The organism is Confluentibacter citreus, assembly GCF_002807055.1.
Lineage (GTDB): Bacteria > Bacteroidota > Bacteroidia > Flavobacteriales > Flavobacteriaceae > Confluentibacter > Confluentibacter citreus.
Genome location: NZ_NIXN01000006.1, coordinates 100,250 through 114,385 on the forward strand (window position 1 = coordinate 100,250; position 14,136 = coordinate 114,385).

The 14,136-nt window shown below is 34.8% G+C and carries 17 protein-coding genes; 3 read left to right on the forward strand and 14 right to left on the reverse strand.

The features are described 5' to 3' along the window. Positions 1 to 11: 11 nt before the first annotated feature. The 3 genes from CDH49_RS12055 to CDH49_RS12065 form a co-directional block, all read right to left on the reverse strand. Positions 12 to 1,106 (reverse strand): hypothetical protein, encoded by a 1,095-nt coding sequence (locus CDH49_RS12055; RefSeq protein ID WP_100615784.1) that lies wholly within the window; start codon positions 1,104 to 1,106, stop codon positions 12 to 14. A 99-nt stretch (positions 1,107 to 1,205) separates the two neighbouring features. Next, on the reverse strand, positions 1,206 to 2,000 hold the full coding sequence (locus CDH49_RS12060; RefSeq protein WP_100615785.1) for a carbohydrate-binding family 9-like protein: 795 nt from the start codon (positions 1,998 to 2,000) through the stop codon (positions 1,206 to 1,208). A gap of 6 nt (positions 2,001 to 2,006) precedes the next feature. Beyond that, positions 2,007 to 2,894: a DUF72 domain-containing protein gene (locus CDH49_RS12065; protein WP_100615786.1), complete on the reverse strand. Its 888-nt coding sequence runs from the start codon at positions 2,892 to 2,894 to the stop codon at positions 2,007 to 2,009. A gap of 130 nt (positions 2,895 to 3,024) precedes the next feature. Between CDH49_RS12065 and CDH49_RS12070 the strand changes: the two genes are divergently transcribed. Beyond that, the gene (locus CDH49_RS12070) at positions 3,025 to 3,441 is read left to right on the forward strand and encodes a glyoxalase (protein WP_100615924.1); all 417 of its coding nucleotides are present in this window, start codon (positions 3,025 to 3,027) and stop codon (positions 3,439 to 3,441) included. A gap of 5 nt (positions 3,442 to 3,446) precedes the next feature. Further along, positions 3,447 to 3,893, forward strand: a complete 447-nt coding sequence (locus CDH49_RS12075) for a hypothetical protein (protein WP_100615787.1) — start codon at positions 3,447 to 3,449, stop codon at positions 3,891 to 3,893. On the opposite strand, the gene CDH49_RS12080 is transcribed toward CDH49_RS12075, so the two are convergent. The 3 genes from CDH49_RS12080 to CDH49_RS12090 form a co-directional block, all read right to left on the reverse strand. After that, the gene (locus CDH49_RS12080) at positions 3,886 to 4,563 is read right to left on the reverse strand and encodes a DUF2461 domain-containing protein (protein WP_100615788.1); all 678 of its coding nucleotides are present in this window, start codon (positions 4,561 to 4,563) and stop codon (positions 3,886 to 3,888) included. The genes CDH49_RS12075 and CDH49_RS12080 overlap by 8 nt on opposite strands. 79 nt (positions 4,564 to 4,642) lie before the next feature. Further along, entirely contained in the window at positions 4,643 to 5,194 is a 552-nt protein-coding gene (locus tag CDH49_RS12085; protein WP_100615789.1) for a hypothetical protein, read from the reverse strand. 138 nt (positions 5,195 to 5,332) lie between these two features. After that, positions 5,333 to 6,115 (reverse strand): tRNA pseudouridine synthase A, encoded by a 783-nt coding sequence (locus CDH49_RS12090; RefSeq protein ID WP_193434735.1) that lies wholly within the window; start codon positions 6,113 to 6,115, stop codon positions 5,333 to 5,335. A gap of 100 nt (positions 6,116 to 6,215) precedes the next feature. Here CDH49_RS12090 and CDH49_RS12095 point away from each other — a divergent pair, with 100 nt between their 5' ends. Continuing rightward, positions 6,216 to 6,632, forward strand: a complete 417-nt coding sequence (locus CDH49_RS12095; RefSeq protein ID WP_100615791.1) for a hypothetical protein — start codon at positions 6,216 to 6,218, stop codon at positions 6,630 to 6,632. Between the two features lie 44 nt (positions 6,633 to 6,676). On the opposite strand, the gene CDH49_RS12100 is transcribed toward CDH49_RS12095, so the two are convergent. The 8 genes from CDH49_RS12100 to hisH all read right to left on the reverse strand — a co-directional run bounded on the left by CDH49_RS12100 (position 6,677) and on the right by hisH (position 14,112). After that, a complete protein-coding gene (locus CDH49_RS12100) occupies positions 6,677 to 7,414 on the reverse strand; it encodes a cupin domain-containing protein (protein ID WP_100615792.1) in 738 nt (245 codons plus the stop codon). Between the two features lies 1 nt (position 7,415). After that, positions 7,416 to 8,795 carry a putative oxidoreductase C-terminal domain-containing protein gene (locus tag CDH49_RS12105; protein ID WP_100615793.1) on the reverse strand — a complete coding sequence of 460 codons (1,380 nt, stop codon included), beginning with the start codon at positions 8,793 to 8,795 and terminating at the stop codon, positions 7,416 to 7,418. Then, the gene (locus CDH49_RS12110) at positions 8,788 to 10,176 is read right to left on the reverse strand and encodes a Gfo/Idh/MocA family protein (RefSeq protein ID WP_100615794.1); all 1,389 of its coding nucleotides are present in this window, start codon (positions 10,174 to 10,176) and stop codon (positions 8,788 to 8,790) included. The genes CDH49_RS12105 and CDH49_RS12110 overlap by 8 nt, the downstream gene beginning before the upstream one ends. Before the next feature lie 21 nt (positions 10,177 to 10,197). Beyond that, on the reverse strand, positions 10,198 to 11,163 hold the full coding sequence (locus CDH49_RS12115) for a DUF6807 domain-containing protein (RefSeq protein WP_100615795.1): 966 nt from the start codon (positions 11,161 to 11,163) through the stop codon (positions 10,198 to 10,200). Between the two features lie 79 nt (positions 11,164 to 11,242). Further along, entirely contained in the window at positions 11,243 to 11,869 is a 627-nt protein-coding gene (gene hisIE, locus CDH49_RS12120) for a bifunctional phosphoribosyl-AMP cyclohydrolase/phosphoribosyl-ATP diphosphatase HisIE (RefSeq protein ID WP_100615796.1), read from the reverse strand. A gap of 39 nt (positions 11,870 to 11,908) precedes the next feature. Then, the gene (hisF, locus tag CDH49_RS12125) at positions 11,909 to 12,664 is read right to left on the reverse strand and encodes an imidazole glycerol phosphate synthase subunit HisF (protein WP_100615797.1); all 756 of its coding nucleotides are present in this window, start codon (positions 12,662 to 12,664) and stop codon (positions 11,909 to 11,911) included. Positions 12,665 to 12,733: 69 nt separating this feature from the next. Next, entirely contained in the window at positions 12,734 to 13,468 is a 735-nt protein-coding gene (gene hisA / locus CDH49_RS12130; RefSeq protein ID WP_100615798.1) for a 1-(5-phosphoribosyl)-5-[(5-phosphoribosylamino)methylideneamino]imidazole-4-carboxamide isomerase, read from the reverse strand. Positions 13,469 to 13,530: 62 nt separating this feature from the next. Further along, positions 13,531 to 14,112: an imidazole glycerol phosphate synthase subunit HisH gene (hisH, locus tag CDH49_RS12135; RefSeq protein ID WP_100615799.1), complete on the reverse strand. Its 582-nt coding sequence runs from the start codon at positions 14,110 to 14,112 to the stop codon at positions 13,531 to 13,533. Between the last annotated feature and the right edge of the window lie 24 nt (positions 14,113 to 14,136).

The following is a 14,136-nucleotide window of genomic DNA, read 5'->3' on the forward strand; positions in this document are numbered from 1 at the left end:
TTTTTTCTTCATTAAATAGAGCTACTTTTCAATGTCAATGAACCATCAGCGGTTTTTTGAAGATAAGCGATGTTTTCAGCATCTAAATTATCCAATTGCACGACATCTTTCATATCGGCTAAAGCTTCAAAAGCAATACCATCGGTTCCTTCCACTTTTGTTGTAAGCGATGCTTTTGTGGATGCAATGGACTCAAAATCAAATTTCACAGTTGAGTGTCTTGTATTCGCCATCAATACATAAGATTTACCATCTTTTTCCATAGCAATCATATCCAAAGGTGTATTACCAGCACCAATTTCGGCTATGGTTCTACCTTTCACATGATTCGTACCTTTTAACTCATCCATAGGAAATAATACTAAGGGCGTACAGGTATAGCTAGCCAATAAATACTCTTTTTTATCAATATTTACGACATCAAATGTTTTAATGGGCGAATAGGTTTCGTAACGGCCATGTGCTGCATGGTACATTTCTAAAGACGCATAATCTTGATTATTTGTAAACGGGAAAGGCATACTTCTAAAAGTTGAACTAAATTCTTTATTGGATAAACCAGCAACCATAACCCTTCCATTGTGATATTTTAAGTCGGCTATAGCCCAAACTCTTTGATCTCTACCCCTATCATCTTTTTTGTCTTCCACGACATCAACTAATTCAATTTTAGAGTAACTGGCATTTTTTAAGGAGACATTTTCAAATTTACCATCTTTTAATGTCATTAATAATGGTGTTCCATCCGCACTATTCACTGAGAAATAAATAGCTTTTGAAATGGGGTTGACTGCCATATCCGTAATTTTGATATTTTCGGCAGTGGTACCCAAAGATGCCGCTAAATTGGTATCAAAGTTTGCCATGCTTACTTCTGAAGCGTTCTTAGTTTTCGTATCTTTGGTATCCAACGCATAGATCGTCGCATTTTTAGAATCGCCCAAGAATAGGATGCCTTCTGGGCCAAAACTAATGGCATTTATGGAAGCTACTTCAGGATTTCCTGTAACAAAATTTGAAGTTAGAGTGCTGTTTGGTTTATTCATATAAGAAAGCAAGGTAACCGCTAGTCCTACACCAATGATACTGAATACAATTTTTTTCATGAGGGTTTTATTTTAGTTTCCTTTAAAATTATCATAATAATTACTTCTATATAACTAATTAACAAAGGATTAACGATACTTTAACAAAAGTAAGAGGCTTTAGTTTTCAATAAACTCCATCAAACCAAAACGGTTTGGTGGATGTACATCTAAAATCACATCATAAGTTGGGAATAGTGTCGATGTGGAACGAAATGTATCATCTACCAAATTCCTATCCTGTCTTACAGCCTGAAAAGCCCATTTTTTTCCTGCCAAATTGCGAGTGTTAAATCCACGAAAGGCCGTTAACGGAATAATGTATTCCATGGTCCAACCCTTGTCTATATCAGTATCGTCATTTAAGGTACCGTCATAAGTTACGCCTACTTCATATTGTGGATCATAACTAGAAATGAAAATACTTCTGTTGTTGTGAAATTGCCATAGCACGATATAATCGTACTTCACTTTAGGAATATTGACCTCAAAGCCAAAATGCATGTCTAAACTATCTGGAATTGGGAGACAGAAAAACTCGGCGCAGTCATCTAGATAAGTTCGCCCATCATGTTGCGTTTCACGAGCGGTTAGTGATGAATCCTCGAATTCATAAAAAAGATAGAGGTTTTTATCATCCCAAAGCATCCTAAATTTCGTCTTTTGTTCATCGGCAGGTTTATCTCGTCTAAAAAAGTAGTCAAATGTTCTGATTTCAGCATTTTTCCAGCTGGGCTCATCCATTTTTCCATCGGCAATAATGGAGTCTTTCGTTTTAGCAACCTTATAGATGGGTTGCTCCCCTAGAACCAATTCTTTTTGGGTTTGGGAAAAAGCCAAAGTGGAACTAAAGAAAAACACGAATACTATAATCCTTTCACACTGTAATTGATATAAAAAACGGAGTGTTGTCATTGGTATTTAAAATAAGGTATCACCATTTCCCTCACCTGGGATTTTAAGAGAATAACCAAGCTCTGAATTTAATTTTTTAATAAAATAAGCTGATAGTAAAGGCGATTCTTTTTCAATATTTTGATGGATAAAGAAATCTACTTCTTTAATGCCTTGGGTTTTCCAATCTTTTAATCGCTCTATCCAATCATCCAAACGGTTGTAGTCACTGGCATGGTTAGCGCCCACATACCTAACGAATGCGCTGGCATTGGTTAATCGCATGTGCAACAAATCACGTCTCCCCGCCGTATCTACGATGACATTCGAAACGTTGTTAGTTTCCAAAAGTTGATATAATTCACTAGCTACAGTTGTATCGTTATACCATTTGGTATGTCTGAATTCCACCGCCAACGGAATCTCCTTTGGCCAGGATTCGACAAATGTTACGACCCTGTCAAAATCCTTAGGAGCGAAATTATCGTGCATTTGCAAAAATACTGTGCCTAATTTTTCCTTTAAATTGGAGGCATTGTACAAATAAGTTTCCACCACGTCCTTGGTATCCTGTAGACGTTTCCAATGACTTATTTCTTGATTCAGTTTAGGGAAAAACTTAAATCCCTTTGGCGTTTTTTCATACCAGTTGGCAAATTGTTCTGCAGGAAAAATTCTGTAAAATGTGGCATTTAATTCAATAGAATTAAATTGTCTAGAATAATATTCCAACTCATCTTTAGTCCCTTTTGGGTAAAATCCTTTTAAATCGGCTTTGTTCCATTTAGCACAGCCAACATACATTTCGGGGATATTATCATCTATAAATTTGTATAGTACCCTTCTTGTTTCCGGATGGTCTGGTGGTAATGTAAAGTCTATATTTTCAGGATTATCTGTACTTCCAAATTTCATTTCATCGTATTGTTTGTAATGGAATTTAAAGATAAAATTTTAATTGTTAATAACCTCGTTAACAATTAATAAGTTCATACACTTTTTAAAGGTTCATAAATCTATAATTTTATTAAAACTCTTAAAAACCATGGACTCCAGACAACACAGTTTAAGCAGTATTCGTCCCGAAATTTCTTCGGCCTCCATTCACGAAAATATGAGTAGTGACGAACGTTTTCAAAACTTAGTATTACGACCAATTACCAAACTACAAAACGATTTATTGGTAGCTGTTTTTAAAAATTATATAGAAAAGCATAAATGTGTATTTTATGGATTATCTTTGGAAAAGCGTTTGGATTACATAGAAAATGCTATTACAAAAGATATGAAATTTCGTAACTCTCTGAAAGGTATTATTATAGGTCTGTTTACGGTGGAAGAATATTCCATTTATATACAAAATTCTTCTGCTTTAAATAAGCGCATGATGCATATTGTTAAAGAACGGCTAATTAGTAATATACTTCTTTTTGAGAGACCCGAAGTGCTAAAAGCCGTTTAATTTTAATGACTACAAAACAGAAACTATTGCAAAAATGTAATGAATACGTTGATAAACGAATTGCAGATTACAAAAATGAAATTCAATTAATTAAAGAATCAATTGCCAGTAATGACCAAGGAAACTCAGAAGATGATGATGCCGGGAATGGTAAATTATTTAATGATCTTGAAAAAAACATGGAGCATCTTAACGATGCCACAAAAACCAAGGAACATTTAAAACTTATAAAAACCAATATTGATTCTACGGATGCCATTTTGGGCAGCATTGTAAAAACCGATATCATGAATTTTTACATTTCAACAAGTATTGGTAAGATTGAGATTGATGATGAAGCGTATTTCGCTATTTCTTTAAGTTCTCCAATCGGACAATTACTAAAGAATAAATGTGAAAAGGATGTTTTTGAATTCAATCAAAAGAAATATCTCATTACTGAGATTATATAATAGAAACACCATTTAAATCCGTTGTAAGCACATCGCTCATATAATTAAAATATGGGCGAACGGCTTTAAAAGTGTTATCCACGTCACTTAAGAAATCAGGACTTAAAACCTGTTCGTCGGTATATTTTTTAGTAAAAATGTATTGCTTTTTTTTTATTAAGTCGATGGCCTTATGGTCTTTACTAAAGCCTTTTGGCGACGATTTTACTTCGTCTCCAACAAAACCGCCCCAAATACTTTTAAATGCTTTTTCATTTAATATGGAACGAATTTCTTGGTCGTCCATTTCGAATTCCTTTCTAATGCGCAATAAATCCGCTGGAGCCGGTTCCCAAAACCCTGTTGCAATAAAGCTTTCGTTATTGGGCTGTATGTGAAGATAGTACCCGCCTCTTAAGTGTGGTTTCGTTCTATGAAAAGACCCTCCAAAATGTGTTTTGTAAGGAGCTTTGTTTTTTGAAAATCGCACATCTCTATAAATCCTGAACATTTTCAATCCGTCAACATCATCATGGAGTTTTAAATTATTTAAAACAGTCGTGTATATTTTTTTAGCCTCTGCCTCCATTTTTTTGAATGCTGCTTTATGGTCGTTAAACCAATCACGATTATTATTTTGTTCTAAATTTTTAAAAAACTCTAAAGTATCTTTTGAGAATGTTGGATTCATAACTTGTAAAATAAGTTTCTAAAATACAAAAAAGTCCTTTTTATCAAAGGACTTTTTATTGTTTAATTATATTTTAAATTTACTTTTTAAGGTATGTTTTAACTTCAACTTGTTTGGTAGCTTTGTTATAATACTCAGTAACAAAATTTCCGTTTTGGTCAAAATAACCAATGCCAGATTGTGATGCTCCATCAACAATATAGTAACCTTTCAAACTAGTTGGCCAAGATTTGCCTATGATGTTCTGAGGTTGATTATCGCCTTTAGTATGCGATATTTGAAACCCTTGTTCACTTGGGGAAAATACATAATTTCCATCATCCATTCTGTAATACGTTTCAGTAGTTAAAATGTTGTATTTGTCACTAGCATCATTGTCCACATATGTCTTTTTTTCAACTTTAGTAGTGCCAGGCACACGATTTTGGTTGGTTTTATTTTTATCATTTTCATCTAACTCAACATCGGATGTCTCTCTTGTAACTACTTTAACTTTGTTTTCGGTTGTTTTTTCATTGTCTTTCACTTTTACCGTTTTCACTTCTACCTCTTCCTTAACTTCTTTAGGCTTTTGTTGTGCGAACACAGTTCCAGCAAACAAGAATAAACAAATATAGATTACATGTTTCATTTTTTAGAGTTTTAATTATTAATATGAAGTAAATATAGGTTACACTAAAACCAACTTAATTACAAAGTTTTTTAAATAAGTTGCAAAATTCACATATATACTAATTGAGATATTAATTTAATTAATTACGCTAATTCTTTAATCAAACTCTATGTTATTGAGAATAAGCCCTGAAGCAGGTGCTATGTAATCCATTTTTATGGTGCTTTGAGGAAGCAAACTGTTTTTGATATCTTCTAGAGACTTGTTACCCTTTCCTAAATCAATTAACGTACCCATCATCAACCGTATTTGGTTACGCATAAACCCTTTGCCCCTAACTCTTAATATATAGGTTTTATTAGGAAAATAATTGGCAGTATACATGGTGTTTTCTACCAATTCACAAGTTAAAATCTCTCGATTGTAAATACCGTTATCGGTCGCCCGAAAGCAATAGGATTTAAAAAAATGCTCACCCTCAAAAAGTTTGGCGCCTTGCTTCATGAGGTCAATATCCAAGTCTTCAAGAATGGTTGTCATGATAGGAGCACAAAACGGATGGCATTTTTCACCATAAGTAAACAAATAAATGTATTCCTTGATTTTGGAATGTTTGATGATGTTGAATTTTTTATCAACTTCCTTGATGGCCAAGGCGCGAATATCCTGGGGTAAATTATGGTTGAATAATTGTAAGAAAGCATCTAAATCTAAAATAGGCTCTTCCAAAAACAGCTCAAAAGCCGCAGCTTCTGCTGACACCATGGCATCGGTCCTGCCCGATCCTAGACTTTTAAAAGGCTTTCCTTCTAATATGAAATTCAAGGTTCTATCAACCATTAAATGCAAGGTTTTTACATCGGGTTGTTTTTGCCAACCGTGAAATCGGTAACCTAAATACTGAATGGTAACTAAATAAAAATACTGCTTCATTAACATCTATATCGTTGGGGTAAAATAAGTTATTTTATTAATTGTGACAAAAAAATTATAAATTGTATTTCTTTTTATGTAACCAACTAATTAAAAACTAACTATTATGACAAATTACAAAGTTAAACCACCTGTTTGGTTTTGGGTTGTGAGCGTAATTGCTCTTTTTTGGAATGTCATGGGCGTTGACCAATATTTGGGACAAGCTTATAAAACAGATCGTTGGCGTTCGGCACTGACTGAGGCACAATTGGAGATGGTTTCCAATCTCCCGGCATGGTTAACAGCCGCGTTTGCCATTGCTGTATTTACCGCCGTTTTGGGCTCTATCGGACTTTTGTTGAGAAAAAAATGGGCATATTTTTTGTTTGTTATTTCATTAATTGCTGTGATTGTTCAAATGGGTTATGTGTTGGCTCAGGGACATTTTGATGGTATAGCAATGACCATTAGTATTATTGCATTTGCCATATTTCTGGTGTGGTTTTCTAAAAAATCCATTTCAAAAAATTGGATTGTCTAGATTTTCTGAAAAGGCATTAAGTAAATTAATGCCTTTTTCTTTTGTTAGTCCCACTGAAAAGCAAAATACATAGCTTGATTACTTCCCATATTTTGAATGGCATGTGGTATATTAGAAGCTAAAAAATAAATATCGCCCACATTTGCTTTATATATTTTGTCACCAATTTCCATTTGGGTATTACCATCAATCATTAGCACTATTTCTGCTGCACGGTGGGTGTGCGGCTCGTGGCTTTTAATGCCCCCATTTAAATTGGTAACATGCATTTCGTAATAATTAAGAGTAGCTGTTTTGGTATTAAAATAATTTCGGATGCCACCTCTATCGTGTTGATTGTATTCTAAATCCGTAAAATTTATGATAAAAGAACCAGCATTGTCTTTACCTCTTTGTAAATCCATTTCATCTTTGGAGCTATATAGCATATAATAAAGAATGGCAGGGGTTTCCAAATTATTTTTAATTTTAATTTGATCTTTTGGCAATACAAAGGCTACACTATTTGCCCCTATAATTTTTGTTTCTTTACCAATGGTTACTTCTATTTCACCTTCTTTCACAATAAAAATTTGTTCTTTATTATCAAAGGCTTTATCATGAATGGAATCATTACGATTCAACTTAATGGTTGATAATTGCATATCTTGAAAATGGGTTGTTTCTCCACTTATCATCAATTTATTTATCCCAAATTTATACACACCAGAGTCTACTTTTCCTTGGGAAAAAGTAATTGTTGTCAATAAGCAAATACAAAATGTAATTATATTTTTTATCATCTTAATTAGATTTAGCCATTTCTAAGGCTTTTGTGGTGGTGTAATATTTTGTAATCATATTTGGGATTTCCCATTCTGGGAGATTTCTCTTGGTAAGGTATTCAATAAACTTTTCCGTTACTTGTGAAAAATGGGCTTCATGTCCGTTTTTATAAGATTCAGGTATCATAACTTCCCAGCCTAATGGGGTAGATCTTAAAGATATTCCAGGATATTTTTCTTCTAACTTTTTAAATTCTACTATTACATTCTCAAGGTTGGCATCAGATAACGCTCTAGTTTCAATGTATAAAGTTGGTTTAAAATTTTCTTCTTTTCCTTGTTTAATTATGAGGTTGACTTTTGTCCCCCTCATTTTAGAAAAGTGAGTATCTGTAGTGCCTTCAGGCGCCATATAATTCCATTTTACAGACACTTTAGCATGAATATCTTTTAACTTATAATTAATTTCTCCATTGCAAAATACAGCCAAGAGAGAATCGTTTACGATGGCGTTTTGCAAATAATCAGGAAAATGGTTAAGTTTTGTGACAGCTTCGAATTCAGATTTGGATATATGTGTTGGCGTTCTAGTTGCTGAATTAATATTTACATCTTCTTCATGTAAAATTTGATTAGGAAAACATTGCCATTGAATTAAATCAACCAAATGTGTGGTAACATCAACAATGCCCTCCCCTTGTTGATTGACATCAAAAAACCATGGCGGACGCGTTAAAATATTTCCAGAAACGTATTTATAAAAATGATGGATGCTTTCCTTCGTTATGGCTGGATCTTCTGGAGAACCTATTTCAAGGTCACCAAAAATGGTTTTATTCATTGATAACTCACGCTGTAATATGGATGTGATTTCAAATCGCTCGGTCATAACATCATATAAAAACATATTCTTTTGTGAAGCCAATTCAAAGGTTTTTTTTAATAACTTAAAATCATCCATATTGATTGCCATTGGTTTATCGGCAAGAACATTCAAGCCATTAATCACGGATTGATTGATGTATTCTGATTTCTTACGATTGTTTCCTGATAAAACAACGACGTTTCCCTTCTTTTCAGATAACATTTTTTCAAAAAAATCAGGACCTTCGTACAAAATGGTATTCCAATTTGTGGGGTTTTCTTCACGGGAGTTAAATCCTTCTATTCTATTTAAATGCAAAGTAACATCATCACCTTTCGGAGCATAGATATAAACTGTTGAATCCACTTCTGGGTAATTATATTTTTGAACTAACGCAGCATGGAAATGTCCAGGATCAATGGTGATAAATTGAATGTTTTTTTTTGAAACCTCTTTTGTTTCTGTTTTACAGGAGACCATTAAAGCCAATGTTATGGTTAGGTATAAAAATGGTTTAATACTTATTCTATTCATATTTTACAGCATATTTTTCCCGTTGTGGTCTTGAGAGCATAGCATTTGCCTCATCATCATTTTTAAATTGTTCGGTTTCTGGATTCCAGTATAATTTCCTATTTAATTTCATGGCCATATGATGAATTAAGCATGCAGAACAAGAACGATGTGCAGCTTCAATTGGAGCTATAGGCTCTTTACGGGATTTGATGCTGTCAATCCAATTTCTATGATGATTTTCACTAATGGGTAAATGGATTTCATTAGCTCCAATTTGGGATGTAATAATTTTTGGGTCACTTGCATCCAATGGTTTTACCCCATTGGAATCAGCCACAGGGTCACTTGCTGTAACACGATAATCTCCTCTTGTAACAAATATCCAGCCTTCGGTGCCTTCAAATTTAACACCATTAGGTAATTCGTTTGATACAACCATTTCAACGCCATTGGCATATTTTGCGTAAGTTGTGAAAATACCATGGACATCCCATAAACCAGATTTTGGAAATTCTGCCTGTCCCCAAACCTCAATAGGACCCGTATATTCTGTGTTCATTCCCCAATGTGCGGAATCAATATGGTGCGAACCCCAACCTGTAATCATACCGGCACCAAACTGTTCACAGCGTAACCAACCTGGGCGACCATAGTTTGATTGTGGATGGACGCGCTTTTCTGTATAATAAACCTCAGGTGTAGCTCCCAACCACATATCATAATCCAAGTTTGTTGGAATTGGCATTTCAGGCTCTTCATTTCCACTGGGATCACCCGGCAACCCAACATGGACTTTTTTAAGCTCGCCTATTCTGCCATTTCTTACCAATTCTGCCGCATAACGGAATTGAGGTGAAGAACGTTGTTGACTGCCAATTTGAAATATCCTATCGGTTTTTCTAACTTCATCACTTAAATAACGACCTTCTTTAATAGTCAATGATACTGGTTTTTGCATAAAAATATCTTTGCCTGCGCGTACAGCATCAACACCTATTTTTGTATGCCAATGGTCTGGTGTACTTATAATCACGGCGTCAATATCTTTATTAAGAAGTAATTCACGGTAATCGGTGTAAACATTTACACCGTTAAAAGGCTTGCCTGATTTTTCAGTATAATATTTTTCAACCAACGCTTTGGCATCTTTGGCACGATTGGAGTCTAAATCACAAACAGCTAGTATTTGTACATCCTCGGATTGCCATACCTCTGGCATGTCATAAATCCTTGAAATTCGGCCATTACCAATGGCGGCAATATTGATACGGTTACTGGGTGCATTTTTACCAAACACACTTGCTGGAACTATTGATGGAACTCCAGATAACAATATAGTTGCTGCTGATGCCTTTGAAGTTGTTTGGATAAACGTTCTTCTTGAAATGTTTTTTTTCATGCTATAGTCTAGTTTTGGTTGTTATTGCTTGGTAAATTCTTCCCAAAATGTTTCTGCATGAGTTGGTGTAAACTCATTATCAAAAACTACCAACCTATATTTTAATGTATAGGTTTTACCAGGCTCAAATACCCAGTCTTTGGTCTTGGTTGGTGAAAAATTTATAAAAACAGAACCTTCATGTTGACCGATAGGCCAAACCCTGATAGGTTCAGGATGGTTGTAATTTTGTGTATGTGAAAGCATTATAATACCCCCTTTATCATTTCCCAACTTGCCTTGGTATAGCATCCATTTGGCAGTTGTATTATCGGCGTCTTTTCGTGTTTTGCCTTCGGAAGTCATAATGCTACTATTGGCATCATTCCATTCTTCAGTGGCACGCCAACCTAAACCTTGGTAGCGATATGCCAAAATTTCAAATTTGCTATCAGTTGCACAGGTATAATCAAACTGTAAGTCAATGATATAATAATCATCTTTTGGATTATGGATTTTTACGGTTTGTATTTCATTTAATGCTACTTTATTTTTGTTGTTTTTTAAAACGACGTGTTCATGAAGCATTTGGTATTCCGCAAACTCATGTGTTACATTCGTGTTTTTGAAACCTGCATGGCGAATAGTGGCTTGTTTGCCACCAATATTCCAAAAATCAAGGGTATCGCCTTCAAACAAGGTCTTTGTCCACGGATTCCACATTCCAAAATGGTGGTAATGGTCTGTTGCATGAATACGCGTTAACCGATGTCCTTTTAAGGTATTTATTGGATGGAAAAAACCACTGCGTTTGAATGCTGGATCGACACCTTCTGGCGGATCCAGGACGGCATATTGATACCCAATAAGTGGCTGGTTTTTATGGACAATGGATAATATCCCCTTTTCCTTTAAAATGGATAATACTTTTTCATTTTGAGAAGATACTTTGTATGAAAAAGCAAGCAACACCATAAGTGTTAAGATAGACAGTTTAGTTAATTGCATTAGTTTAAAGAATAGTTAGTTTCCTTAAAAATACAAATTAATTACTGATTTATAAATGAGCTTATGAAGTTAATATCTTTTATTTATGTCTTGACTTCAAAACCTTTATGATATCATCTATTTTGAAACCTTTAGCTTGTAGCAGGATTAAATAGTGGAACAATAAATCAGCACTTTCACTTAAAAATAAATCATCATTACTGTCTTTGGCTTCAATAACCACCTCAACAGCTTCCTCTCCTACTTTTTGTGCGATTTTATTAATCCCTTTTTTAAAGAGTGAAGCTACGTAAGATGTTTCAGAATCGGTATTATTTTTTCTGTTTTCAATAACCTGTTCAAGCTGCGATAAAAATCCATAAGTTTCATCATTCGATTCACCCCAACACGTATCTGTTCCAGTATGACACGTTGGTCCGACTGGATTTACTTGAATTAGAAGCGTATCGCTATCACAATCGTTTTTTATATCCACGAGATTTAAAAAGTTGCCACTTTCCTCCCCTTTTGTCCATAACCTATTTTTACTTCTACTAAAAAAAGTAACTTGTTTGGTTTCTATTGTTTTATTGTAAGCGGCTTCATTCATATAGCCCAACATCAATACATTTTTTGTTGTGATATCTTGGATGATGGCTGGAACTAGAGCCCCCTCTAACTCCCCCCAAGGGGGAGAAATGGCACAAGTATTTTTTTTATTTGACATATTTTAATTCTTTATTTATTTCCCCTTTGGGGTTAGGGCCTAAAGCCGTACTTCTATATTATTATTTTTTAATGCTCTTTTTAATTCAGGTATGGGTATTTCTCCAAAGTGAAACACACTAGCAGCTAAAGCCGCATCTGCTTTGCCTTCTTTAAAGGTATCAATAAAATGCTGGATATTCCCTGCACCACCTGAAGCTATTATGGGGATATTCAATTCACTTGATAATTTAGCTAAGGCTTCATTGGCAAACCCATTTTTTGTACCATCATGATCCATGGACGTGAATAATATTTCACCAGCACCGCGTTGCTCGACTTCTTTGGCCCACTCAAATAAATCAATATCCGTTGGGATACTACCACCTGCTAAATGTACTTTCCAATGGCCGTCGATTTGTTTGGCATCAATGGCAACGACAATACACTGGCTTCCAAATTTATTGGAAAGTTCGTTAACCAATTCAGGTCGTTTTACCGCCGAAGAATTGATGGAGACTTTATCAGCGCCACATTTCAACAAATCGTCTACATGCTCTATAGACGAAATACCACCGCCCACCGTAAACGGAATATTGACTTGTTCAGCGACATGTAAAACCATATCTAAAGTCGTGGCTCGACCCTCTAAAGTAGCTGAAATATCCAAAAAAACCAATTCATCAGCACCAATATCCGCATATTGTTTTGCCAGTTCTACCGGGTCACCTGCATCACGTAAATCAATAAAATTAACGCCTTTTACGGTTCGTCCGTTTTTAATATCCAAGCAGGGTATGATTCTTTTTGTTAACATTAATAAAAGTTAAAAGTTAAAAGTTAAAAGTTAAAAGTTATTGGCTTTTAAGTCTTAACAAGTAACTGGTTAAACAAAAGCTTCTAATTGTTTTAAACTGATTCTATTCTCATAAATAGCTTTTCCAATAATAACCCCTTCGCATCCCAGTGCTTTTAGTTTGGGTAATTCATCAAATGTTGAAATTCCCCCAGATGCAATCAGCTTAATGGATTGACCGCTACTATTATTGGTACATTCTTCTATGATTTGCTTATACAAATCATACGATGGTCCTTCTAGCATGCCGTCTTTAGCAATATCTGTACAAATGACATACTTGATGCTTTTCTTTTGATACTCTTTAATGAATGGAATAACCTCGTCTGCACTATTCTCCAGCCAACCGCTAATCGCTATTTTTCCATTATTGCTATCCGCTCCTAAAATGATTTTTTCACCGCCGTATTTAGCAATCCAACCTTCAAAAGTCTTTGGGTTTTTAACCGCAATACTGCCTCCAGTGATTTGTTTTGCTCCCGAGTTGAAGGCAATATGTAAATCCTCATTCGTTTTTAAGCCACCTCCAAAATCGATTTTCAACTTCGTCTTTGTTGAAATTTGCTCTAAAACCTTATAATTAACAATGTGGTGTGCTTTAGCACCATCTAAATCCACCAAATGTAAATATTCAATGCCGGCAGCTTCAAACATTTTAGCGACTTCCAAAGGATTCTCATTATAAATCTTTTTGGTATCGTAATCGCCTTTGGTTAATCTCACGCATTTGCCGTCTATGATGTCTATGGCTGGTATGATTCTCATTATTTATGGCTTTTGGCTTTTGGCTTTTGGCTATTAGTTTCCCAATATCTACAAACCATCAACTATAATTTTAAAAAGTTTTCTAATATTTTTTCTCCTGCAAGGCTGCTTTTTTCTGGATGAAATTGTACACCGTAAAAATTATTGTGTTGCAATGCTGAAGCATAATTGATTCCGTAATCGGTTTTTGCTATGGTTTGCTCACAATGTTCGGCATAATAACTGTGAACCAGATACATATATGCTCCTTCCTTGATGCCTTCAAATAAATCAGATTTTAAATCCTTAATCACGTTCCACCCCATTTGAGGGACTTTCACATCATTAGAAAACCGTTTCACATCCGTATTAAAAACACCCAATCCTTTGGTATAACCTTCTTCTGTGGACTTGCAAAGCAATTGCATACCCAAGCAAATACCCAAAACAGGTTGCTTTAATGTTGGAATCAAAATATCCAATCCACTTTCCTTTAGCATGTTCATGGCTGTACTAGCTTCACCAACCCCTGGAAATATAATTTTATCCGCCGCTACTATCTCATCAGGATTATTTGATAAAATAGCATCAACCCCAAGGCGTTTAAAAGCAAATTGTATGCTTTTGATGTTTCCCGCTCCGTAATTTATAATGACTAATTTCAATTGATTTACGATTTACGATTTACG